This is a genomic window from Hyphomonas sp. UBA4505 (genome assembly GCF_002388685.1).
In the GTDB taxonomy this organism is placed as follows: Bacteria; Pseudomonadota; Alphaproteobacteria; order Caulobacterales; family Hyphomonadaceae; genus Hyphomonas.
Genome location: NZ_DGMZ01000012.1, coordinates 747196 through 771602 on the forward strand (window position 1 = coordinate 747196; position 24407 = coordinate 771602).

At 59.1% G+C, this 24407-nt stretch carries 21 protein-coding genes and 1 tRNA gene; 13 read left to right on the plus strand and 9 right to left on the minus strand.

Annotated elements, in window-relative coordinates; translation table 11 throughout:
• Window positions 1-30 precede the first annotated feature (30 nt).
• Genes B3527_RS12675 through B3527_RS12685 form a run of 3 tightly spaced genes read right to left on the minus strand, consistent with a single transcriptional unit; the run spans window position 31 to window position 2239 of the window.
• The gene (locus B3527_RS12675; RefSeq protein WP_290480114.1) at window positions 31-1065 is read right to left on the minus strand and encodes a FecR family protein; all 1035 of its coding nucleotides are present in this window, start codon (window positions 1063-1065) and stop codon (window positions 31-33) included.
• A 5-nt stretch (window positions 1066-1070) separates the two neighbouring features.
• Window positions 1071-1676 carry an RNA polymerase sigma factor gene (locus B3527_RS12680; protein ID WP_290480115.1) on the minus strand — a complete coding sequence of 202 codons (606 nt, stop codon included), beginning with the start codon at window positions 1674-1676 and terminating at the stop codon, window positions 1071-1073.
• Complete coding sequence (locus B3527_RS12685) at window positions 1673-2239, minus strand: RNA polymerase sigma factor (protein WP_290480116.1); 567 nt, start codon at window positions 2237-2239, stop codon at window positions 1673-1675. The genes B3527_RS12680 and B3527_RS12685 overlap by 4 nt, the downstream gene beginning before the upstream one ends.
• Before the next feature lie 268 nt (window positions 2240-2507).
• Between B3527_RS12685 and B3527_RS12690 the strand changes: the two genes are divergently transcribed.
• The 5 genes from B3527_RS12690 (at window position 2508) to B3527_RS12710 (ending at window position 8757) form a co-directional block, all read left to right on the plus strand.
• Complete coding sequence (locus B3527_RS12690; protein ID WP_045699850.1) at window positions 2508-2732, plus strand: helix-turn-helix domain-containing protein; 225 nt, start codon at window positions 2508-2510, stop codon at window positions 2730-2732.
• A gap of 194 nt (window positions 2733-2926) precedes the next feature.
• Complete coding sequence (locus tag B3527_RS12695; protein WP_290480117.1) at window positions 2927-3229, plus strand: helix-turn-helix domain-containing protein; 303 nt, start codon at window positions 2927-2929, stop codon at window positions 3227-3229.
• Window positions 3230-3599: 370 nt separating this feature from the next.
• Window positions 3600-3887 carry a hypothetical protein gene (locus tag B3527_RS12700; RefSeq protein WP_290480118.1) on the plus strand — a complete coding sequence of 96 codons (288 nt, stop codon included), beginning with the start codon at window positions 3600-3602 and terminating at the stop codon, window positions 3885-3887.
• Window positions 3874-6393 carry an AAA family ATPase gene (locus tag B3527_RS12705; RefSeq protein WP_290480119.1) on the plus strand — a complete coding sequence of 840 codons (2520 nt, stop codon included), beginning with the start codon at window positions 3874-3876 and terminating at the stop codon, window positions 6391-6393. Before B3527_RS12700 ends, B3527_RS12705 begins: the two co-directional genes overlap by 14 nt.
• Window positions 6394-6462: 69 nt before the next feature.
• A complete protein-coding gene (locus B3527_RS12710) occupies window positions 6463-8757 on the plus strand; it encodes a hypothetical protein (RefSeq protein ID WP_290480120.1) in 2295 nt (764 codons plus the stop codon).
• A 259-nt stretch (window positions 8758-9016) separates the two neighbouring features.
• Here the strand turns inward: B3527_RS12710 and B3527_RS12715 are convergent.
• The 5 genes from B3527_RS12715 to hemC form a co-directional block, all read right to left on the minus strand.
• Window positions 9017-9092, minus strand: a tRNA-Thr gene (locus B3527_RS12715).
• Between the two features lie 93 nt (window positions 9093-9185).
• Window positions 9186-10622, minus strand: a complete 1437-nt coding sequence (locus B3527_RS12720) for a heme biosynthesis protein HemY (protein ID WP_290480121.1) — start codon at window positions 10620-10622, stop codon at window positions 9186-9188.
• Between the two features lie 6 nt (window positions 10623-10628).
• Complete coding sequence (locus tag B3527_RS12725) at window positions 10629-11852, minus strand: COG4223 family protein (RefSeq protein WP_290480122.1); 1224 nt, start codon at window positions 11850-11852, stop codon at window positions 10629-10631.
• Between the two features lie 59 nt (window positions 11853-11911).
• Complete coding sequence (locus B3527_RS12730; RefSeq protein ID WP_290480123.1) at window positions 11912-12640, minus strand: uroporphyrinogen-III synthase; 729 nt, start codon at window positions 12638-12640, stop codon at window positions 11912-11914.
• Window positions 12634-13617 (minus strand): hydroxymethylbilane synthase, encoded by a 984-nt coding sequence (gene hemC, locus B3527_RS12735; RefSeq protein WP_290480124.1) that lies wholly within the window; start codon window positions 13615-13617, stop codon window positions 12634-12636. Before hemC ends, B3527_RS12730 begins: the two co-directional genes overlap by 7 nt.
• Before the next feature lie 104 nt (window positions 13618-13721).
• Between hemC and B3527_RS12740 the strand changes: the two genes are divergently transcribed.
• Both B3527_RS12740 and B3527_RS12745 read left to right on the plus strand, forming a co-directional pair.
• The gene (locus B3527_RS12740) at window positions 13722-15593 is read left to right on the plus strand and encodes a DUF885 domain-containing protein (RefSeq protein WP_290480125.1); all 1872 of its coding nucleotides are present in this window, start codon (window positions 13722-13724) and stop codon (window positions 15591-15593) included.
• A gap of 97 nt (window positions 15594-15690) precedes the next feature.
• Window positions 15691-16875 carry an acyl-CoA dehydrogenase family protein gene (locus tag B3527_RS12745; RefSeq protein WP_290480126.1) on the plus strand — a complete coding sequence of 395 codons (1185 nt, stop codon included), beginning with the start codon at window positions 15691-15693 and terminating at the stop codon, window positions 16873-16875.
• 11 nt (window positions 16876-16886) lie between these two features.
• Here the strand turns inward: B3527_RS12745 and B3527_RS12750 are convergent, their stop codons facing one another.
• Complete coding sequence (locus B3527_RS12750; RefSeq protein ID WP_290480127.1) at window positions 16887-17102, minus strand: DUF1674 domain-containing protein; 216 nt, start codon at window positions 17100-17102, stop codon at window positions 16887-16889.
• Between the two features lie 89 nt (window positions 17103-17191).
• On the opposite strand from B3527_RS12750, the gene htpX reads away from it, so the two are divergent.
• The 6 genes from htpX to B3527_RS12780 all read left to right on the plus strand — a co-directional run bounded on the left by htpX (window position 17192) and on the right by B3527_RS12780 (window position 24367).
• A complete protein-coding gene (htpX, locus tag B3527_RS12755) occupies window positions 17192-18088 on the plus strand; it encodes a zinc metalloprotease HtpX (protein WP_206991525.1) in 897 nt (298 codons plus the stop codon).
• A gap of 16 nt (window positions 18089-18104) precedes the next feature.
• Window positions 18105-19373, plus strand: coding sequence for an RsmB/NOP family class I SAM-dependent RNA methyltransferase (locus B3527_RS12760; protein ID WP_290480128.1), 1269 nt, complete (start codon window positions 18105-18107; stop codon window positions 19371-19373).
• Window positions 19374-19502: 129 nt separating this feature from the next.
• On the plus strand, window positions 19503-19988 hold the full coding sequence (locus B3527_RS12765; RefSeq protein WP_051607800.1) for a glycine zipper 2TM domain-containing protein: 486 nt from the start codon (window positions 19503-19505) through the stop codon (window positions 19986-19988).
• Between the two features lie 69 nt (window positions 19989-20057).
• The gene (rpe, locus tag B3527_RS12770) at window positions 20058-20726 is read left to right on the plus strand and encodes a ribulose-phosphate 3-epimerase (RefSeq protein WP_034814829.1); all 669 of its coding nucleotides are present in this window, start codon (window positions 20058-20060) and stop codon (window positions 20724-20726) included.
• Window positions 20727-20729: 3 nt separating this feature from the next.
• Window positions 20730-22478: a heparinase II/III family protein gene (locus B3527_RS12775; RefSeq protein WP_290480129.1), complete on the plus strand. Its 1749-nt coding sequence runs from the start codon at window positions 20730-20732 to the stop codon at window positions 22476-22478.
• Window positions 22475-24367: a polysaccharide biosynthesis protein gene (locus tag B3527_RS12780; protein ID WP_290480130.1), complete on the plus strand. Its 1893-nt coding sequence runs from the start codon at window positions 22475-22477 to the stop codon at window positions 24365-24367. Before B3527_RS12775 ends, B3527_RS12780 begins: the two co-directional genes overlap by 4 nt.
• Window positions 24368-24407: the final 40 nt, after the last annotated feature.

Here is a 24407-nt window from a genome sequence, read left to right on the forward strand (position 1 = left end):
CTCTCGACGCTGAGGCATGAACGCAGAGCCTCACTCGGCACCCGGCCCCCGCGAAAGCACGACCTCATTCCCAACCCGCTCCGCTTCCAACGCAAACATCATCACCAGCGACCCGACAAACTCCTCCTCTTCACCGACGCGAAAGCCCCCGCTCAGGCGCTCCGCGCCGATGTCTGGATCGTCGATCCGCACCCTTACTCGTGCGTACCTGTTCAGTTCGGTCACGACATCCGCTAGCGCCATGTTATCTAGCCAGACCGTACCGCTCCGCCATAGGCCTGCTTCTGAAGGATTGATTTCCGAAACCGATTCCAGTCCATCCTCCCGTATGACAAGCCTTTCTCCCGGCACGAGCGTTCGCCCGGCAGCGCCGTTCCGGGAAACGGGGCGAATCCAATCCCAATATTCCGGCTCGGCTTGCACCGGGACGACGCCAACCGAGCCTTCTATCAAGGTGACCTCAACCGAGCCCACCTTTGCGTAGACGTCAAAAACGGTACCCAAGGCCGTCGTCTGGCTGCGGCTTGCCTCAACAATAAACGGCCGCTGCCCCTTCTCGACCTCGAACAGGGCCTGTCCGTGGACCAGCCGGACATAGCGCCGGGTGCTTGTGAATGAGATTTCAGCTTCAGTATCGGTGTTGAGCGTCATCACCGACCCATCAGCGAGGTCGAAGCTGCGCTGTTCGCCAACTGATGTTGCGTATCTAATGGGTTCGGGATGAGAGATGGGCATAGCCGCTATGGCCGACACCGTCGCCAGCACCAAGGCCGCTGCAATCCCACCTATCCAAGAGGACCTGGACCCCGCCAATCGGCTTACCAACCTCGTCGGCGCCCCGCCGCCGCTTATAGCGGATTGACCCATCCCGCCGTAAGCCCGGTTCGTTCTATCGAGAACAACCAGGCTTCTCTCAATTTCCTGAAAAGCGGCCGCGTTCTGTGGGTCATGCTCCCATTCCAGAAACGCTTCCCAGGTCTCGAGAGCGACATCTGGATCCTGCAGGTCGCTGTACCAGCGGGCGGCCTCGCCCAGCCTGCCGGAATGGTCCTTGTTGCACGTCATCGGTTTTACCCGATCTCGCCCGGACGGCGCCGGCCTGCACGCGCAAGGCTCTTCGAGATGGCTGTCAACGCATCGGTGATATCGCTCCGCACCGTTCTCGGTGACACCGACAGGCGCCGAGCGATCTCATTATGAGTCAGGCGCTCAAACCGGCTGAGACGCAAAGCCTCGCGTTGTCTGTCCCCCAGCGCGGCTATGGCGGTCTCCGCAATCGCCAATAATTGTGCATCCATAACTTGTGTCTCGGGCGTCGGCGAGTGGGGGCACGCAAGCACATCGCCGAGGTCGCTGAGCGCATCCGACTTTCGCGCGCGCTTGGCATAGCCCGATCTGAGGTAGTCCAGCGTGAGGTTGCGCAAGGTCGTGAACAAAAGCGGCCGCAATTCGCCAATCCCCTTGTCCGGATAGGCGCGCCTCACAGACAGAAAAGCCTCCTGCACCAAGTCTTCGGCATCAGAGGCATTGCCGATACGTATCCGGCTGAATCTCAGGAGCTGGTCATACTGAAGACGAAAGATCTCATCGAGCGCCGCACTTCCCTTAAGCGCGAAAGACTCCCCTACCAGGGGACGTCTCGCAGCAGGCGCATTTCCCGGCTCCTGCATTGTCATTTGCGATCCGCCAGCCAATCAACGCCCTGCCCGCTCTTCTTGGCGAGTGCTTCAGCGACTTCCGCAATGGCATCGGCGAGATCCTTCTTGACCGTCGAGCGTGACACAGACAGGCGCTCTGCGATTTCGTCATAGGTCAGATGCTCAAAACGGTGGAGTTTCAGCACCTCCCGGCGGCGCGCTGTCATCGCCGCGATCGTCTGCTCGGCAATGGCGAGCAATTGCGCGTCCATGAGCTGGGTCTCCGGCGTCGCCGTGCGGGGACAGCCGAGCCGGTCATCACTTCCCAGCAATTCGACCGATGCCTGCCGGCGTTTCGTATTGCCGGATTTCAGGTAGTTGAGGGTCAGGTTCCGGAGCGTCGTGAACAGGAGCGGCCGGAGCTCATCTGTAGACTTGTCCGGGTAGGCCCGCCGGACCGCCACGAACGCATCCTGGACCAGGTCTTCGGCTTCGGGCGCATCGCCAGTCCGGATGCGGCTCAACCTGACCAGCTGGTCAAACTGGGCGCGATACAGTTCAGTGAGCACATCTGCGCCAGGAAGATCGTCAAGCTCACTCACGGGTTTCAGATTGAGTCCACAACCTCCGTCCCTGCTCGACAGTAACTGCCGCTTCGCCACAGGCTTCAGTCTGGCCGCGCTAGCAGGCATGGATCCCAGCCGCCACCGTTTCTGCAAGCCCAACATCCGAAGGGAGCGAGTCGCGCCTCCCAGCCATTCCAGCGTTCACAAGCAATCCTGCAATGTCCACTTTCCCAATCTCCGGCATGTCAATTTTGAGTAGTATACTCCGTGGTTGTATACTACTCAACAGGCGCATTCTCGGACCATGGACATCCGGGAAATCTTCGCGCTCAATCTGAAGGCACACCGGAAGGCCAAAGGCCTTTCGCAGGAGGAACTGGCTCACCTGGCAGGCATCGACCGCACATATGTCAGCTTGCTCGAACGCCGCATCTATAGTGCGAGCATCGACGTCCTCCAACAACTCGCCACAGCCCTCGAGATTGAACCCGACGAACTCCTCAAACGTCCGCGCAAGGCCCGGAAATAGATGCTTTGATAGCAAACAGGCGAACACTATGGTGAGCCGTGTTGTCTAACTGCATTTGAGTGCGATCTGGCGACATCTTCACTGAAGAGACCATTTCGGCCTCGAACATTCGCTCTCAACATGTGTGCAAATTTTGGAGTAGCCGTTCTACTCGTCATCATTCCTCTCCACGATCACGCATAAATAATCCCAAAATGGGATTATCCACTATTGGGATTACGAGGGCAACTGGTTTTGTCCGTGGTGCCGTGGTGAATAAGACTCTTCGAACTCCCGCACATCGCAAGCTCGTTCAGGAACTGAGGACAGCCCGCCGCGAGGCTGGGTTGTCCCAGCAACAAGTTGCTGAACTGCTTGGCGTTCCACAGTCCTATGTCGCCAAAATTGAACTCGGAGAGCGTCGAATTGACGTGATTGAATTTCTTCAATTGGTTGCCGCTATCGATGCGTCTTGGCTTGAAATCCTGGGGCGGGTAGACTCCGCTGACAAACCTTGAAGTTCCGAAGTGTCGTAATTGGAAATAACTGCCCAAAACGCAAAAGTGGGTGTCGAGCTTATAGTGCTAGTCGACTTGGAAGCTCTTTCGCTGTTGGCTTAAGAAAGATAATCCACTTATAGTTGATCACCCGCGGCGTGTTCGGTCTAAATCAAATGGCCAACCTCGATGACGTTAATCGGGCTCGCCCATAAGCCGCCAGAGGAAGTTCTTTCGATCATTGACGCTAATGTTTTCAGGCTTCACGGTGAGTATCGGGAAAAATATGCGGCACTTACAATTGGCCATGATAACCATCTGTCAATGCTGCGACAGCGCTACGGCATTATTGTCGCCATGTCTGGAAAAGTTAAGTTAGCAGGGCGGAATTATGGCACAGGACGAGACGGCAGAGCAAAATGACGCGGCGACTGAGGAAATACTGTCGGCAGAAGTTTCGTTGCAGGCCGAAAAGGCGGACACCGCTGAAGTGTTCCTCACTAATCTGTCTGAGACGCTCAAGGCGTCAGACGGCGTAGATGCCGATCTTGCCGCCATTCTAACCAATCATTTGCTAACCATCACGCCACAGGCCAACGCAGTGGCTGATGCAAGGTCCGCGATCGTCGCGATCGCTTTGAAGCGTGCGGCTCCCTCTCAGGAAAATGCCGGTGGCTGATCCGACGCTGTTGCACACGCTGACGGTCGAAGGATTCCGCGCTTATCTTCAGCCGAAAACCTTCGATCTCAGCAAAAAGCCCTGCCTCGCAATTTTTGCGCCGAATGGTCTGGGCAAGTCGAGTATCATAGACGCGCTCGAATTTCTCTTCTCCGAACATGGCACGCTAGAGAGGCTTGGGCAGCGCACCCTGAACAACCAGGCCGGCCCGCTGGCACTCGTACACAATGGTGCGCAGGCGGCGGGCATCACACCTGCGGTCAAATTTACGACGATCACCGGTAAGACGACGGCCGAGGGACGCCGCTTCGCCGGAGGTAACCAGCGCCCGATTCATGCTGCGGCGACCGCGATGAAGGCCGGGTTCGTGGTCTCGCCGATCATTCGCGGTTATACGCTGCGGTCCTTCGTTGAAACGCATAGCCCGGAGAACCGCTATAGCGACGTGGCGGACTGGCTCCAGCTTTCACCGCTGGTGGAAGTGCAGAAGAACCTTCGCCTTCTGCGCCGGGATGTGAAAGCCGCTGCCGAGAGCACCACCGAACAGGATCGCCTTGCCGATGTGTTGCGGAGCGAAACCGGCCAGGCCGTTCAGGCCTGGGACGAGGCGGATGTGCTCGCCTTCATCAACGTGAACCTCATCGCGCCGCTCGATGCGGCATTGGAGCTTGCAGCGCTCAACACCGAAAACGAGGCCTATGTCGAGATCGTCAAACGTGTCGAGGCGGAGGAAAAGCGGATCGGGCTCGCTGGTCTCAAACAGAAGCGCAATTCGGTGGTGGCGCTGTGGCAGAGGACCGTCCCCGAAGAAGGTGGCGACGCGGAACTCTCCGGCACAATCGCAGCGTTCGAAAAGGCGCTGACCGCCCAGACACAGGCCAAAGCCACTGAAGCGGATGAGCGGGACAAGGCGGCCGGCACTGTTTTCCGATCAGTGTGGAAGGAAGCCGAGAAGTTGTTTGGCGACGACCAGAAATCGCCCGAAATCTGCCCGGTATGCACTACGCCAATCGGCGATACAGCTGCCGGGAACGTCCCCGCGATCCGAGATCTATTGCAGAGCCATCTCGAGGATCTGAAAAGCTACAACGATGCGAAGACCGCGCTGGATGAAGCCGATGCCGTCGCTAACCAAGCGCACCAACGACTTGTGGCGCGTCTTCCCGCCATGATCGAGCATCTTCCCGACGATGACGGCCATGCGTTCAAGGCCGCAGTAATCGCCTATCAGACCGGCATTGTCGGATGGCCGGACGCCGACGTACCTGAGTCTACCGCCATTGTCGCCGAACTGGAGACTCTCCTAGCAGATCTCGACCAAGAGATTACGGATATCGAAGCGAAGCAAGGCGAACACACTTGGGTCAAGACCAAGGCCAGCATCGACCGGCTGCTTAGACTTGAGAAGGACGTGGCGCTGGCAAAGCGCACCGCCGAGGAGCTGACCGCGCTAAGCGAAGCGCTCGTCACCCAGGCGACGCTCGTCTCGGCCAAGATCCGGGAAAAGGTCCAGTCGCTGCTCGACACGCTTCAGGCGCCGATGAACGACATCTACAAGGAGATCCAAGGCGAAAAAGCCAAGTCGATACGACTGGAGCTGCCTGGTGAGGAGGACGCCAACCAGCAGCGAATGCAGTTGGTGATCGATTTTGCAGACAACCGTCCAAGTGTAGCGCCGGGCGGCTACCTGAGCGACTCGCAGATCCATACAGTAGCGCTCGCGCTGCGCCTTGCGGCAATCAAGAAATTTAACGGTACGGCACCTGTAATCGCGCTGGATGATGTCGTGACGTCCTATGACGCTGATCACCGTCGCGCGATCGGTGCTCTGCTCGCGAAGAGGTTCACCAACTGCCAGATCATCTTGGTCACCCATGACGAGCGTTTCTTCAATCATCTGAAGGACCAACTCGCCGCGAAAGATTGGCAGTTCACTCGCATCATCGGATTGGACCCGGCGTTCGGGCCGCGGTTCGCCGACCACAAGGTCACCGATGAGATGATCGCCGACCGCTGGGCAAAGGGAGAATCCGCTGCCAACGAAATGCGCCAGGCCGAGGAAGAATGGCTGCTGGGCATCGCCCGCGGGTTCGGCGTCAATGTTCGCATCCGACAGCTCGAAAAGGCCTATTCGTACGAGCGTGCCGAGCTGGCCTCAGCGATCGGCAGTTTCCTCAGCGACCTCAAGCTGACTCCCACCGATGTGCCGGGCGTAAACAACCGCTTCATCGCTAGCCTCATCAAGGGCGATATCGAGAATTTTGGAAGCCACTTTCAGGATGGACCCTACGGCGACGGCTCAATTGGGGATGAAAAGACCAGATGGGACGAGTTCAAGGCCTTCCGCGAGCAGTTTCAATGTGTGTGCGGCCGGGCGAAATACCAGCGTCCATTCGGACTGAAAAGGCCAGTCTGTGCGCATGAAAAATGCGAGACCCAGTTCGCGTTCAAGCCAGCTGTAGCGAAAGAGAAGGCAGAAGTTGCCACATATGACGGGAAGGCGTGAGATGTCGGGATTGTCCCCCCTCTATGGCTTGGTGGCGGCGTGAAAGTCGAGGTCGACCAAGCCGTATCAATGACGACAAATGCGAGTCTCGCGCACGGCCCGTGGAGCGACCTTGCGCTTCACACAATCGGCTGGCGCGCTTTTCAAGATCTCTGCTCGCAAGTTTGCGAAGTGGTATTGGGTCGTCCCGTGGAGATATTTCGCGAAGCGCAGGACGGCGGTCAGGACGCGGTATTCCTGGTCCCCTCGGCGTCCGATGAACCGCCCGTAGGTACGGTTCAGTGCAAGCATACGTCAGACGCCGGAAAGGCATTGAAGTTTAGTGACCTTACCGCCGAGATCAGTAACGTCCAAGAGCTGGTCAAAGCCGGCCAGGCAGACACTTACGTTTTCATGACAAATATGAGCGTGGACGCGCCCGTCGCAGCTGCCATGCGCACCAAGTTGCGAGAACTTGGCGTGCGCAAACCGCACATTCTGGGCCGCCAATATATAGTCCGGGCAATCAGGAGCAGCGCACGCCTGCGCGCTCTCGTCCCGCAGGTCTATGGCCTGGGGGATTTGACTTCGATCATGGATGAGCGGCTTAGCACGCAAAGCCGGGCGCTACTGGATAGCTGGATTCCGAAGCTGCGCACCTATGTTCCGACCCAAGCGCATCGCGACGCGGTCAACGCCATTTCGGAGCATGGCGTGGTACTGCTGCTCGGCAACCCGTCAAGCGGCAAATCGGCGATCGGCGCCATCGTTTCGACGATCGCTTCTGAGAAGCCCGACAACACGGTCCTTGCCTTGACCAGCCCACGCGATTTCGAAGCAGGTTGGAATCCCAACGATCCCGGCCGCTTTTTCTGGATCGACGACGCTTTTGGCTCAAACGTGCTGCGCGACGACTATGTACAGGACTGGGCATCGGCATTCTCGAAGCTGCGCGCGGCGATCAAGCACGGCAACCGCTTCCTGCTGACCTCGCGGAAGCATATTTATGAAGCTGCTCGACGCCGGTTGGGGCAGCGCAACCTTGCGCAATTCGCCGACAGGAGCGCCGTCGTCGACGTCGGCGAGCTGACCTTCGAAGAGAAGGCGCAGATCCTCTACAACCACATCAATTTCGGGGAGCAGAGCCAGAGTTGGCGTTCGAGCGTTAAATCGCACCTCGCCGCGGTCGCAGCCGTCGACGATTTCTTACCGGGCATCGCCGAACGACTTGGTGATCCGAACTTCACCAAAGGACTGGCGCCCCGCGAGAGTTCGCTCGTGCGCTTCATGGAGGAGCCGACCGAGCACCTTATCGACACGGTCAACGCTCTGGATGAGCCACTTCAGGCCGCGCTCTATCTCGTCTACGTCCATCAAGCCGGTTTCGATCCGAACGATCATGATGCCGGTGCCGCCCAAGCGGTTGCGGAGTTGACCGGCTTCTCCCTCCCCAAGATCCAGGAATGCTTTGTCGAGTTAAAGGGCTCATTTCTCAAGCTGGCCGGCTCCAAATGGACCTTCGCGCATCCAACGATCTCGGACGCCCTGACCGAAATATTGCGGCAAAAGCCTCACATGATGGCGGCACTCATCCGTGGCGCACCAATCGACACAATACTCGGAAGCTTCAGCTGCGAGGGGGCGCCGCTAATTCGCGACGCTCTTACAATTCCAGCTACACTCGACGACGCACTGGTTGTCCGGCTCAGCCGCACGCCGGATGAGACGCATCGAAACTGGATGCTCTTTCATTTCCTGGCCTATAGGGCCAACGACGCGGTCTTCACCAAACTGATGCAACGGTTTCCGGACCTACTCCAACGGTACTGTTGGCAGACGGATCCCCTTGCTAACGACCCCCGTTTTCACTTCTACGCTCGCGCCCATCAATTCGGCCTCTTGCCGGGCGACTTACGGCAAAAGGCGGCCAACAACCTCGAATCCGCGGCACTCACTGATTTCGATGTCTCCTTTTTCGCCGACGAGGTGATGCTCACGCTCATACCCCCGTTTCGTCTAGTCGGTCTGGGCTTGGCGCTGCGAACAATTGTATTGCCAGCACTTGAGGAAAAGATCGATGAGATCTCTGCGGACGCCGATTTGGACGAAGAGCCCGACAGTCACTTCAAGAAATTGCTCGGTACTCTCGATTGTGTCGAAGAGATGGGAGTCGATATGGACGACGACGCCGGCAGTTTTATCGTTGACGCACGAGATCAGGTGAAGCGCGCGATCGACGCACTCGAAGAGCGCAAGCGAGAGCGCGACGAGGAGGTCGAAGACGATACGGACTGGACTCATATCGTGACGCAGAAGAAAGAGGAGCCATCCTCGACCGAACATGCCGCAACAAAGCGCTCGGTCTTCGACGATGTCGATAAGTGACGACGAGTATATCGAGCAATTGGGTATGACCATCGCCACTTCCAGTCCGTGACGATGTAAGAGCGCCGAGGCGGAAGCGCCTATCCAGCCTTTTTGTCCCGCTCTCAAACCTTCTTTGACCGCAGGCACCTTAAAAGCCGACCCAAGTAAACTGTACAGATCATGCGATTCGGTGCGGACATGGTGCGGGCACAAGAAATTAGTGACCGCTCGATCACTCGCAGAGCTTACTTAAATCGATGTTTTTGTTTGAGAAAAATGGTGCCGCTAAGGTGACTTGAACACCTGACCCCCGCATTACGAATGCGATGCTCTACCAGCTGAGCTATAGCGGCAAATCCACTGATGAGCCCCGCGTCATACCGACAGAGGCCTATTTTCGCAAGATGCTTTTGTACGTGGCGAGCCAGCAGCTGCAGTCGCCAAGCTTAGTCATCATCCGAGACATAATCCAGCGGTGGCATGCGGGGTTCGCTCGGCGCAGTGGCAGTGGCGAGATCATCCTCCTCTTCGGGTGACGGCAGCGCCATGACCCGGCCGGCCTCAAGCTCGCGTCCGAAGGATTCATAACGTGGATGGACAAGGTCTCCAACATCGCCAAACGTGTAGACGAGTCGGCTCCAATTGCGCTGCGAGAAGTCGAACGCCATACCTTTCGGATCCAGATCCGACCAGTCTGGCTCGCGCGACGCGGAAACGGCCATGCGGCCCCAGCGTTCGGCTTCAGACGTATCACCATAGCCTTTCAAGGCGCGCTCCATCAGCAAGCAAAGCCGTGCCGTCGGATTCTCTTCGACTAGCAAGGCAAGCGCCTTGATCGCACCTGTCCAGTCGGCAGAATCCATAGCCAGTTCGGCCTCCAGGATACGGCTTTCGCGATGAGTGGGGTTCGTATTAATCAGGGCCCTGAGGCGCGCTGAAACATTCTCCGGTGTGTCCTGAGGAACAAGGCGACGAGACAATTGTGCCAACGCCGGATGTGGCCGCGCCTTCCAGCCCGTTTCCAGCACGCCTTGCGCTGATTTTGCCTTGCCATCGGTCATCAGCTGGCGTGCGCCATGCCAAGCCGCAGGAGAGAATGCCGGTGCAGATCGCATGGCCTCGGCAAGTTCTTTCTGGGCTTCCAGTTTGCGGTCATGCGGCAAGCCAGCGGCTCGCGCCGTGTGCAATACCGCCCGGCGACGGCGTAAACTATCGCCCTTGATGAGACCGCGCTTCTCACCGATCGAGAGCGTTTCCAGCGCCCTCGTCCACTCCCCTCGCGCGACCTGCAAATCGAACAGCGAGTTGAACGGCCAATCGGCCGAGGATTTTATGCCCAGCGCCTCTCGCGCCCGGGACTCCGCCGTCTGCTGGTCACCGCGCTCAGCCGCAGCCGATGCTGATCCGCGCAGGCCCGCCAGCTGCCCGCCCGGCAGGCGTGCCAACTGGCCCCAAGCGCGCTCAGCGCCAGCCCAGTCGTCATTGGCTTCGGCGGCACGGGCTTCGAGCAGCAATTGCAATCGTTCGTCGTCCGCATGCTTCCCGGCCTTGCGAGCCAGTTTCAGCGCGGTATTGGCATCGCCGGCTTCGGCAGCAAGCAAGCCTTCTGTCAGCGCAGAATTGGCCTTACGCGTGCGCGATACCTGGCGGGACTTTCCGATCTTTCCGGGCAGAATGAACAGGCCGCTCAGGATCCACCAGGCAAAGGCGATCACGCCGCCGAGCAACAGCATGAGAAACGCGGCCAGACCCGACTGGATCGAGATCTCCTGCTCGCCATACGGAACAGTCACCGCACCCGGCAGTGACAATGCCCACCAGGCAAAAGAAGCCGCCACTGCAAACAGCAGCAAGATTACGACAAACAGGACAATCCGATTCATGGGGGCTTATTGTTTCCCTTCAAGGAGGCGTTGTTGCAAGGTTTCCAGCGCCGCTTCCAAAGTGATGCGCCGGTTTGCCTGCGCGGTCCAGTCGGCCATAGCTCTGGCGGGCTCGCCTTCAAGTCGGCTTATCATTTCGACTGTCTCTTCGAGGTCGCCGATTGCCAGCGCTTCACTGGCCTTGGCAAGAATGGCATCCGGTTCGCTGTCCTCGCCGTCCAGCCGCCGCACACTGACAGCGTCCCCGAAAGCGCGATTGAGCCAGGACAGTCCCTCTTCCGACGTGTCCGGAATGGCCGCTTCTGCTTTCAATCGCGCGACATCAAAAGAAGCCTGGAGCTCTGCAACCGTCGGCGCCCCCTCCGCGGATATGGACGCCAGCTGTCGAACCGAAGAATCGTCCGGTAGTTGCGACCTGAGCATGCGCAGTTCCGGCGCAAAACCTCCGCCTTTTCGGGAGGCAGCCTCTATTGCGGACACCGCACGGGCCATGTCGGCCGTTTGGGACGCTGTTTCGGCTGCCCCGCGCGCAGCGGCCTCATCCTGACGCATACCCGCAATCAGGCCCGCCATCTGTTCGGCGTCGCGGCTGTTCGAGAGCTTGGCTTCACTCAAATCGTCGCGCAGTTCGGCCAGTTTGGTTTCAACCTCGATCACCCGTTCGATCTGGACGCCGCTCGGTGCCGCTTTCAATTGCTCAACTGATCGGGCGAGCCTTTCCATCCGAGACTCAAGGCTGGCAACAGCGCGGGAGACATCTTCCGGACTGACTTCACCTGTCGTGTCGATAGACTCAAGCGCAACGACGCGCTGCTGAAGCTCATCAAGTGCGCTTGTATCTATTGTAGCTGCGGACCCGGTTTCGCGCTGGGCCAGCGCTTCGACCTCGGTTGCGAGGGCAGAGATGCTCGCACTCAATCCGTCCTGCTCGCGGATCGTCCGGGCCAGCCGGATGGAGACTTCTTCCTGACCTGACTCCATGTCCGTCAGGCGCGAATCCACCATGCCGGGATTGGTCGGATTGTTTGCCAGATATCGTGAACCGACCATGCCGAGAATACCGCCAAGACCGGCCGCAAACAGGGACAAAACGAGTGCACCCAGCCAGCCTGGCCCCGCAGAAACGCCACCGCGTCCCCGTGCGCCTTCTTCAGGGGCAGGTTCGAAATCAGCATCAATCGGCTCAGATGAGTCGATATGGTCGTCTTCCGGTGTCGAATCTTCGGTCATCAATCACATTTCCCTTCAGACGGGAGTTCGAGCCACAATCGCATATAGTTCGGCAGCGATCAAAGCTCTTTGCAAGCCATCAACAAAGCCTCCATGAGCGCGTCCTCATTGGGCCTGACAGCAGATATAAGTGCCCGCGCCTGCAAAGACTTTAACGGGGCTGCGGCGGCCTCCGAAATTGCGACGCAGATATTGGTCACCATTGGTATACTTTCAGACAGGGCCGCAAAAACATGCGCAGCCTTGGCTGAATGAACCAGAACAACCGCACCCGAACCGGAGCGGAGCGTCTGAACCGCATCCGCTTGTAGCGCTGATGCGGGAACCGTCTCATAAAGTGCCAGAAATCGGGCATCGCATTTGGCAGCGGACAGTTGCGCTACCAGGTTTCCGGCTGCCGCCGAATTCGCAATATGAAGAAAGCCGTCTTCTGTGCATTCCGAAGACAGGATCAAGCGGGCGAGTTCATCAGAATTTCCATCTCCCCGTACAATTCTCTGGAAGCCTGCTGCTTCAGCCGCATCCGCCGTCGCGGGCCCTACACACCACGTAGTCAGATCAGCGACGTGCTCCGTGATACCTCCGACAGCTTCCACGAAGAACCGAACACCATTCGCGCTCGTGAAGACCAAATTGTAGATGCCCGACAAGTCCAGCATGGGCGCTTCGAGCGCTTTCAGCTCGAGCATGGGAGACCGAATGGCATGAAAATCCATATCCATCAGCCTTGTCACGGTCTCGGAGGCACCGGGCTCCGCACGGGTCACGATGACCGGTGGCTTCACCATGCGCTGCCGAAGGCTGGCAGTTCACCGCCCGCCGCATCGCGGATGTCAGCGGCAAGCCTGGCCCCCAGATCCGTCATCTGCTGCAATGCGGACGCCTTGGCACACGATCCGCTGGCAGACCAAGTCTGCTTGCCGTCCAGCGACAGAACTTCGCCCTTCACAGACCAGGTGTCGCCCTTGTCAAACGTGTGCGCCGCAATCGGCGTGCGGCAACTGCCGTCGAGTGCTGCAAGGAAAGCCCGTTCGATATGGGCAGCGGACTCGGTCGGCTCATGGTTCATCTTCTTGAACGCCTCTGCAGCATCTTCAGCCAGATTTTCCCGCGCCACAACGCCGACGATCCCCTGCCCGGCGGCTGGCAGCATGTCTTCCAGCGGGATCGGGTGCGCCAAATGCGCCATGCCGAGGCGCGTCAGCCCGGCCATGGCGAGATAGGTCGCATCTGCGAGCCCCTCTTCCAACTTGCGCATACGGGTCGCAACATTGCCGCGGAACGTCACGATCTCAACGTCGGGGCGCAGCGCCAAAGTCTGCGCTTCCCGGCGGAGGGAGGCGGTGCCCACACGTGCACCCTGTTTCAATTCGTTCAGACTGGTTGCACGTGGTGACAGAAAACCTTCGCGCGGGTCTTCCCGATCCGGGAACGCCACAAAACGCTGCCCCTCAGGCAAGACAGACGGCACGTCTTTCAGACTGTGCACGGTCACGTCCACCTCCCCTCGGTCGAGCGCCGCATCGAGTTCGCGCGTAAACAGACCCTTGCCGCCCGCATCAATCAGACGCTCAGTTGTCAGCTGGTCTCCGGACGTCGTGAAGGTAACGATCTCGCCGCGCCATGCACCGCCGGAGTGAATTTCCAGCGCCGCCGCCACCTGCCGGGCCTGCACGAGCGCGAGCGGCGAGCCGCGCGTGCCAATGCGCAGCACACGCTGGTCGCGGCGGGACGTGTCGTCGGGAGAAATACGTGGATCAGTCATCCCCCTCCCCTAACGCCCTCAAGCGGACTTGCCAATTGACACAGCGCCGCGGAAAGGAATACCAAGTCTTATCGTTATTCGAGAAAAATTTTCCGGAGTCTCTCATGATCAAGCAAACCGCCACCGCGATTGCCCTTGCGCTTGCGCTGACCGCCTGTGGCCAGCCCACTCCCGCCGCCGAACCTGAAAAGGCACCTGTGACGGCAGAAGAAATGGCAGCCAATGGCGAACGCCTGAATGCGTGGTTTGACGCGAAATACGAAGAAGAACTGCAATTCAGCCCGATTGGACTGACTTTCCTGGGCCGCAAGGACAAGAATGACCAGATCGATTGCTTTACCCTTGAGTGCCACGAAGAGCAGCTGGCATGGCGCGTTGCAGCCACCGAAGAAATGGAAAACGAGTTCGACTATGATGCGCTCTCACCAGCAGACCGTATCTCCTATGATATCTGGAAGTACCAGACCGAGCAGGAAGTCGCCGGCGAAGAATATCTCTATAATGGCTACATCTTCGACCAGATGAACGGCCCACAGGGCTTCATGCCCACCTTCCTGATCAATTTCCACAATGTGGAAACGGTCGAAGACTTCGATGCCCTCGTCAACCGGATCAGCGAAACTGGTCGCGCCATGAATGAGGCGATCCTGATTGCAAGGGAATCTGCTTCACGCGGCGTCCATGCCCCGAAATTTGCCTATGAAGGCGTGATCGACCAGTCGAAGAAGGTCATCACAGGTGCGCCGTTCACCGAAGGCGAAGACAGCGCGCTTTACGCCGACGTCAAATCCGAGATCGCGAAACTTTCAGAAGCCGGTGAACTGACCGAGGAAGAGGCTGACGCCAAGCTGGAACAGGCCCGCATCGCGCTGGTCGATAACTTCCAGCCTGCGTACGAGGCCATCATCGCTTTCGCGGAAGAAGACATGGCCAATTCGCCGGATCCGGACAGCCCGGTCGGCGCGGACACCCAGCCCAACGGCAAGGACTATTACAACCACCTGCTGGCCACGCAGACCACGACCGACCTGACAGCCGACGAAATCCACGAGATCGGCCTCGCCGAAGTGGCGCGCATCCATGAAGAAATGGAGGCCATCAAGCAGGAAGTAGGCTTCGAAGGCACGCTGCAGGAATTCTTCACCATGCTGCGCGATTCCAAGGATGATGAACGCTTCTACTATCCGAATACGGATGAGGGACGTCAGGCCTATATTGACGACGCGACCCGCGACATCGAAAACATCAAGGCGAACCTGCCGGAATTCTTCGGCATCCTGCCGAAGGCCGACCTTGTCGTGAAGCGCGTTGAGCCGTTCCGCGAACAGGACGGAGCTGCCCAGCACTACTATCCGGGAACGCCGGATGGATCGCGGTCAGGAACCTATTACGCTCACCTGTCCGACATGACCGCGATGCCGAAACGCGAACTGGAAGTGATCGCGTATCATGAAGGCATTCCGGGCCACCACATGCAGATCTCGATTGCTCAGGAGCTGGAAGGCGTACCGCAGTTCCGCACCCAGGCCGGCTTCACCGCTTACATCGAAGGCTGGGCGCTGTATTCCGAATGGCTGGCCACGGAATTCCCGGATACTTATGAAGATCCGTATTCCAATTTCGGTCGCCTCGGCTCCGAAATCTGGCGGGCAATCCGTCTTGTTGTCGACACCGGTATCCACTCCAAGGGCTGGACCGAGGAAGAGGCCGTTCAGTACTTCCTGAACAATACGGCCATCACCGAGATGCAGGCGCGCTCCGAGATCCAGCGTTACATCGTGATGCCGGGTCAGGCGACCAGCTACAAGATCGGCATGATGAAGATCCAGCAGCTGCGCAAGAAGGCTGAAGACGAGCTTGGCGACAAGTTCGACATCCGCGCCTTCCACGACACGGTTCTGGGCGGCGGCGCTCTGCCGCTGGAAATCCTCGAACGCCGCGTCGACCAGTGGATCGAGGAAGTAAAAGCGGCCTGATCCAGTCTGCGAGCTTAGCGCCCTTCCGGGCGACGCGAGGGCAGGGCTTGCTTGAGGCAGGCCCTGCCCTACGCTTTTCAGGAAGGGAGAAAATGCTATGAACCTCGATTTCAGCCCGGAAACTGAAACCTTTCGGCAGACCGTCCGCACCTTCTTTGAAACGGATTTTCCGAAGGACATTCTTGAGAAAAACCGCGCAGGTCACGCGCTGACAACAGCAGAGGTCCGAAAGTCGGAAATGGCGCTCGGCGCGAAAGGCTGGCTCGCCTCGGCATGGCCCGAAGAATATGGAGGCCCCGGCTGGTCCGTCGAGGAACAATACGTCTTTGATGAAGAATTGGAGCGCGCTGGCGTACCAACCGTAACGCCTATGGGCGTCGTCTATGTCGGGCCTGTACTCTACACATTCGGGTCGGACGCTCAGAAGGAAAAATGGCTTCCTGGCATCCGCGACGGCTCGGTCGGCTGGGCACAGGGCTATTCAGAGCCGGGATCAGGATCAGACCTCGCATCGCTCCAGTTCAGCGCCGTGCTGGAAAACGGGACCTATACGCTGAATGGCCACAAGATCTGGACCTCGGCCGCCCAGCATGCCGACTGGATCTTCCTGCTAACGCGCACCTCCAATGAGGGGAAGAAGCAGGAAGGGATTACCTTCATCTGTTGCCCCATTGATGCGCCCGGCGTGACGGTGAAGCCGATCATCACGATTGATGGCAAGCATGTGCTGAACGAAGTTTTCTTCGACAATGTCACCGTGCCGGAAGAGTTTCGCATCGGCGAAGAGGGTAAGGGCTGGACCTATTCGCAGTACCTGCTCGGGTTTGAGCGCACCTCCTATGCTCGCATCGGCGGCAAACGGGCCATGTTGCGCCATGTGCGCGAGATCGCTCGCTCCTTGCCTGAGAGCGGCAATTACCGCCTGATCGATGATCCGGGCTTTGCGCAAAAGCTGACCCAAGCAGAAATGGCGGTGGATGGCCTGGAGATGACTGTCTTCCGCATCCTCTCCGCGCTCTCCGCAGGCGGATCACCGGGCGATGCAGCATCCACAGTAAAAATCCTGGCAACCACGACCCACCAGCAGATTACCGAACTGATGCTGGATGCCGTCGGCCATTTCGGACAGCCCTTCGGCAAGGCCGGCGACCTTCCAGCCACCCTGCCCCCCTATGCCGCGCCGGATGTGGCGACGTATTTCGGAGGGCGCGCCCAATCGATTTATGGCGGCACCAACGAGATCCAGCGCAACATCATCGCAAAGAAGGCGTTGGGTCTCTAGCGTCCATCTGATCAGAAATCGTAGGCAATACCCTTGCGTTCCCAATCGCCATACCGAGTCGGCTCAATCTTGCGAGGGCCGCCACGCTCATTCTCCGGCAGCTTAGAGACGTCCTCAGCCATCTCGATTCGACGCGCATCTGCTTCTTCCAGCGCGCGGCGCGCCTCTGGTCTCAGGGTCTCGCGACGCGCGATTTCGGCCGCATCAGGAAAGTCCGGTGTGCTCATCTGCACTCCCCATTTCGTTAACAATCCCCATATAGGTTTCTGGGGAATTTAAACATCCCCCGACTGAAACCACTGGAGACGTGTCACCCATGGGTACCGCAAAAACCTTCATGTTACTGGCTGCGCTAACCGCGCTGTTCATGGCGGTCGGCTATCTGATCGGCGGTGTTCTCGGCATGGCAATCGCCTTTGTCGCTGCCGCTGGCATGAACGTATTTTCATGGTGGAATGCCGACAAGATTGTCCTGCGCATGCAGGGTGCCAAAGAGGTCACGCCGGAGACCTCCTCCCCCATGCTGCGCACATTTGCGGGTGATGTGGCCCGCATGGCAGAACGCGCTGGCCTGCCTGCACCGCGCGTCTACATTATTGAAACACCGCAACCGAATGCCTTTGCGACCGGGCGCAATCCCGAAAACGCCGCCGTCGCCGCGACCTCTGGCCTGCTCGGCTCGCTGACCCGCGAGGAAGTCGCAGGCGTTATGGCGCACGAACTGGCGCATGTGCAGAACCGCGACACGCTGACCATGACCGTTACCGCAACAATTGCGGGTGCGATCGGCATGTTGGCAAATTTCGCGCTGTTCTTTGGCCGCGAGCGGGCGGGCCTCATCGGCTCTCTCGCAATCATGATCTTCGCGCCGATGGCGGCCGCCCTTGTGCAGATGGCCATCAGCCGATCACGGGAATACGAGGCCGACAAGCGAGGCGCAGAGATTTGTGGCAATCCGCTCTGGTTGGCCTCCGCGCTTCAGAAGATCGAACGCGGTGCTCGCGCCTCGGTCAACATGGCGGCCGAGCGCAACCCCGCCATGGCGCACATGTACATCGCCAATCCCCTCAATGGACGCGGCGCCGACAATCTGTTCTCAACCCATCCGGCAACCGCGAACCGGATCGAGGCCTTGCGCCGCATGGCAGCCGAGATGGGCGTCAGCTCCGAGACTGCGGATGCACCGCGTCGCCAAGCCGGACCGTGGGGCTGATCATGGAGTCAGACTCATGAGCGGCGCCCTGTCACGGCGCGCCGCAGCCGAATTGCTCATGCTGGCGCTGGAAAGCCGCCGCACGCTGGACGAGGCGATGCTCAAATCTGACAGCTTCAACGAGCTGGAAGGGCCCGATCGGGGCTTTGCCCGACTGATGGCGAGTGCCGCCCTGCGCGAACTTGGCCGCATTGATGCGGGTCTCTCACCCCTGCTGTCGCGACCACTCAACGCCACCAGCCCTGCCATTCGCGCCCTATTGCGCATTGGCGTGGTACAGCTTTGGCGGCTGGAAACACCGCCTCATGCCGCTGTGTCGGAGACGGTTGAAGCGGCCAAGGGCTGGCCGGATGCGCGTTCGGGAGGCAGTTTTCTCAACGCCGTGTTACGGCGCGCAGCCGACACACCGCCTGACCTTGATGCAATGCCCGCGAGCCTGATCTGGCCGGATTGGCTGGCCAGCCGGTTCACGAATGATCTTGGCGCCGATGGCGCAGAGCAACTCGCCGCGCACCAACTGCACGAACCGCCTATCTTCCTGTCCGCAAAATCCGGTCCGGCTCAGGTTGCTGAGGCCACCGGCGGCGACCTGCTGCCAACCGGTTCCATCCGGCTGAACAGCGCGAATATCGAGGCCCTGCCCGGGTTTGAAGCAGGCGGCTGGTGGGTTCAGGACGCCGCCGCTGCCCTACCCGCAAAACTGCTCAATGTGACCGGGACCGATCAGGTCGTGGATTTGTGCGCGGCGCCAGGCGGCAAGACACTTCAACTGGCGGCCACCGGTGCGAAAGTGACCGCCGTCGATCGGTCCAAGCCGAGATTGGAGCGCCTCAGGGAAAACCTTGCGCGAACGGGCTTGTCTGCGGACATCGTTGCGGCCAATGCCGATGAATGGCGCCCGGAGATTCCGGTGAACAAATTGCTGCTGGATGCCCCTTGCTCCGCATTGGGCACCTTGAGACGTCATCCAGAGGGCGCATGGATCAAGCGAGAGGAAGAAATTGATCGCTTTCCAGCAGCGCAGACGCGCCTCCTGACAGCCGCCGCCGACATGGTCACTTCGGGCGGCATCGTCATCTATTGCGTCTGCACCCCGCTTGACTCCGAAGGGCGCAATATCGTCGATCAGGCGATTACGGCGGAGCTTTATTCACGTCAGCCTGTATCCGAAGCAGAAATTCCCGGTTTCGAGCATTGCCTGACGCCAGAGGGCGATCTGCTGACCCTGCCGCAAGACGGCGCGGGGCATGATGCCTTCTACATTGCGCGCCTGCAGCGGATTTGATCGATTTCAATCCGCGCATGGTTTTCAAGCGGTAAACAGACTTGCCACAAAAAGGTCTCGCAGAGTTCATCTGCCATTCAGGGCGAACTGTGCAATGATAACCCATCTAATGTGCAGGGAGCACTCAACATGATTACCGAATTTTCTCCCCGGAAAGTTGCTGTGGGCGCATTTGCTGCCCTCGCTTTGGCACTCACCGGATGTGCAAGCAATTATGGCGCTGGAACAGCCACGCCAGGTGCGGTCGGTCAGGCTTCTACCGTTTATACCGGTACAGTGACTTCGGTGCGTGCCGTAACGATCCAATCTGACCGGTCCCTGATTGGTACCGCAACAGGCGCCGTGTTGGGTGGTCTGGCAGGCTCCGAGCTTGGTGGCGGCGACAAGGCCCAGACTGCGGGAGCCATTGGTGGCGCCGTCATCGGCGGCATCGCCGGTAACGCAGCTGGCAAGGCTGTCGGCAAGCAACAGGGTTATGCCTACATTGTCCGTTTCTCGACGGGTGACGTGAAGGAAATCATTCAGGGCGCGGATGTCTATATCGCGCCAGGTACACCGGTCGATATCATTGCCGGGGCTGATGGTTGGAAACTGGTTCCGGCCGGCGGCTACTAGGCCCAATCTCTACACTTTCGGACAGCCGGCCACCTTGTGTGGCCGGCTGTTCCAGCTTAGGGATTGCGCATGCGCGACGTGTTGATTTCCCCCTCGATTCTCTCTGCAGATTTCTCTCGCCTCGGTGAAGAGATTGCCGCCATAGACCATGCTGGCGCAGACATGATCCATATCGACGTCATGGATGGGCATTTCGTGCCAAACCTGACCTTTGGCCCTCCGGTGATCGAAAAGCTCCGCAAATGCACGGACAAGCCGTTCGATGTGCACCTGATGATCGCCCCCGTGGACCCGTTCATTGCTGCCTTTGCGAAGGCTGGCGCAAACATCCTCACGGTTCATCCGGAAGCCGGACCACATATCCATCGTACGATTCAGGCGATTCGCGCTGCCGGTATGAAGCCAGGAATTGCCTTAAATCCGGGCACACCCGCCAGCATCGTGGAGCCCATACTGGACGATATCGACCTGATCCTGGTGATGTCAGTCAATCCCGGTTTCGGCGGTCAGACCTTTATCGACAGCCAGTTGCGCAAGGTCGAACAGCTGCGACGGATGATCGACTCAACCGGCAGAGATATCATCCTGGAAATCGATGGCGGCCTGAATCCGGAGACTGCTCCAAAAGCCATCGCCGCGGGAGTTAGTGCAATTGTTGCCGGGTCAGCCGTTTTCAAGGGCGGCGGGTCGGCCTATGCTGACAACATCAGGTCGCTCAGACCAAATCTAAAAGTATAGTTCTTGACGGAATGGACGGTGGACGTGGGAGGCGGAGATAGCGAAATCCTTGCTGACCGCACGAGAACCGGCGCAGATGACGCCGCTCTCTGGCGCAGGTTTCGTGGAGCTTGTGGCGATGATGCCAAAGTCGGTGTCCTGCAGCGGCTGAAGCTGTCTGGGCCAATTCCTGATGCTTTTTCCCATCATCTGACCCCAATTGTGCCGACGGATGACCGGCGCGGCGAAGCGCTAATGCAGGACATATGGCGCATCGGCATGGAGCGTCTGACCCTCGCGCCGGGCCAACCGCCATGGTCGACTCCCCTTCCCTCCAAACACTTCGCGGATCGGCTGCATCGGTTTTCATGGCTGCCTGATCTGTTTGATCAGGGCGACCTTGGGGCAGAACGTGCCAGACGCTTTGTCGACGACTGGATCGAATCCCATGGAAGCTTCAATGGGTTCTCCTGGAGGCTGGCGCCTACCAGCGTGAGGTGTTGGAACTGGATGTTGTGTGGCGCGGCTCTTTTCGAATCAGGCTCCGCAGATGCCCAACGAACCCGCTCGGAATGCCTGGTTCGGCAAATCCGCTATCTTTCTGATCAAATTGACGCGGCAACCGATCCCAAAGCGCGCTGGTACGGTGCTGTCACAATCGTTGCAGGCGCATTGTGCGTAGACCGCGCAATGAGCCTGGAGACCGCCCTCGCCAGACTGGACGCAGAATGCACGGCGCAAATCCTTCCCGATGGTGGGCATGTAAGCCGCAGCCCGTCGCGAAACCTGCGCGCTCTTGTGCATCTTCTGACGCTTCGGGACCTGTTCCGACGCGCTGGCCACCCGGAACCGGACTTCTTGGAGAAATGGGTTTCGCGCATGGGTGCAATGGTCGCCTTTTTTCGAGCCGGCGACGGCGCGCTCAGCCCGTTCAATGATAGCGACGAGGCGAGACCGGAAGTTGTCGAGGCGGCGCTCGCCCATTTGTCCGCTCCACCCCGCCGGTTCACTTTCGCGCCCAAATCCGGCTTTCAGAAGCTGGAAAAAAATAGTCTTCGGCTGATCCTCGATTGTGGCGAAGCGCCCGAGCGCCCCTTCAGCGATTTTGCCCATGCAGGCGCGCTTGGATTCGAGCTTTCGGACGGACCAAGCCGTCTTGTTACCTCTTGCGGTTATAGCGCCGAGGTGAATGTGGACTGGCAAGCCGCCGTGCGGCGCACGGGGGCCCACTCCACACTGATCCTGGCTGGTCGGGACTCATCCACATTCTCATTGAATGACGAATCACGTCTTCTTTCCGCCCATGGACCGGAAGGTATTTCAGCCAAACGCCTGGAAGAAGGCGACGAGATATGGCTCGATGCGCAGCATGGCGGATACAAGGCACCGTGTGGATTGCTGCATCGTCGCCGCCTTTTCATGTCGGGCGATGGCCAGCGATTGACGGGCGAGGACTCCCTTGTGAGACCAGTCTCTCAGCCGCCGTCGGATGACCGGAAGTTCATTGGCTTTGAAATTCGCTTTCACCTACATCCTACGGTCACAGCCATCATGGGCCGAGATGCCATTCGTTTGGTGTGCGATGACGGTACGGTCTGGAAGTTCAAGACAAGCCATGAAGGTGCGCGCCTTGAACGTACAGTTTATCTTGCGCGCGGTGTGGTTGAAAGACCCGAGCAAATCGTTATGGCTGGTTTTGCAGATCCTAACGGGGACGGACAACAGCCGCCGAATTGTATTCGCTGGGCATTTCTGAAGGAAAGATCCGCATGACGCCAAAACAGGCCGCTCGACGCGCTATGACGCTGACCCTCGGGTTCGACATCAGCATCGCGATCATTGCCATGGCGTTTTCCGGATTACTGGTCTGGTCGTCCGAGGCGCCCCGCGCTGAGTTGCCCTTCAACTCGATCGCCATCAGCACCGCCTTCTTCGCTGCAGCCGTCGCACTGTCTTTCCTCGTGCTTGGCATCCAGAAGCAGGTCTGGCGTCATATGGGCTGGCCGGATGCGGTGCGGATTTTCCAGGGGGTTTGTCTTGCAGCCCTGATCTACTTGCCGGTCATGCTCATGTTGAACGGGTTGCTGGCCACGCCCTTCGCCACATTGAGCGTTGCGCTCATCTTGTGGACGCTTGGCCTGTTTGCCGGACGCATGTTCGCCCTCTCCCGCACGACACACGAGCCGTTTCAAATCTTCAGCCCGGTCGCCAAGAACGGTCAGCCGGTTCTTCTCGTTGGTGATTCACAGAGCTGTGTTCAGGTCATTCGCCGCATCCAGTCATCGGCCCAAAGCAGCAAGATTCGTCTGCTCGGCCTGGTCGACGTGGAGGCGACCGAGCCGGGCCGCGCCATTCGCGGCATTCCGATTCTTGGCTCTCTCGACGAATTGGGTGACCTGATTGAAGTGTTGACGGTGCGCTACAAACAAACGCCATGGGTGGCTGTGACGGGCGCTGCGCGTAAACGCGAGACGACGATCCGCGTACTTGAGACCGCTTCTAACCATGGCGCCGAAATCATGGCGCTGAATCGGGATGAAACAGCCCAAGTGCTGGAGCCCGTTCGCCCGTCCGACTTGCTGTCGCGCCCGGAACGCCATCTCTGCATTGAGCCGGTCCGCGCTCTTGTGAGCAATGCGAACGTCCTGGTGTCAGGTGGTGGCGGAACGATCGGCTCGGAGCTTACACGCCAAGTTGCTCGGCTCGAACCCGCGTCGATTACCGTGTTCGATGCCTCAGAATTCAATCTCTACTCAATCGACATGGAATTGGCGGGCATCCTGCCCCCCAACCGGCACACGGCCCGACTGGGCGATGTTCGCGATATGAACCGTGTCCGCGACGTGTTCACGCGCGCAAAGCCGGATGTCGTCATCCACGCGGCGGCGCTGAAGCATGTTCCCTTGATGGAACGTAACATTTGCGAAGCCATCCTGACCAATGTGTCGGGCGCAGTGAACGCGGCCAAAGCCGCGGCGGCTGTCGGCGCGAAGAGCTTTGTCTTTATCTCCACGGACAAAGCGGTCGATCCGGACAATGTCATGGGCGCCACCAAACGCCTGGCCGAGATGGCCGTATCTCGGGTTGCAGCGCAAACCGGCATGGCCGCCTCTATTGTTCGCTTCGGAAATGTCCTTGGCTCATCAGGATCAGTGGTTCCCTTGTTCGAGCGCCAGATCGCGGCGGGCGGCCCCGTCACTCTGACTGATCCCGGCGTGACGCGATACTTCATGACCGTCGAGGAAGCCTCTTCGCTCGTCCTTCAATCGGCCGCACTTCAGGATCGCACATCAGAAACCGGCCTATACGTACTGGATATGGGCGAACCCATGCCGATCCTGCAATTGGCCGAAACCATGATCCGTATGAAGGGCCTGGTTCCAGGGGTCGACATCAAGATCACCACGACCGGCCTGCGCGATGGCGAAAAGATGCATGAGGTGCTGACCTATGAGCATGAAGCCGTGGTCTCCACCAAAGTGGACGGCATCTGGCAGGTCGAAAACCTGCATGCGCCTTCCGAGCTTTTTGAAAAGCGGCTCGGGGAGCTGATCGAGGCGGCATCCCGGCGCGAACGCTCTGAAGCCCTCCGCCTGTTGGGCGTTCTCGTTCCGGAATATGCCAGCGAGCGAGCCGAAAAGGCGCGACGCTGGAGCGCTTGACCCACGCCGCGGTCATGATACGCCCCGCGGCACAAGCATT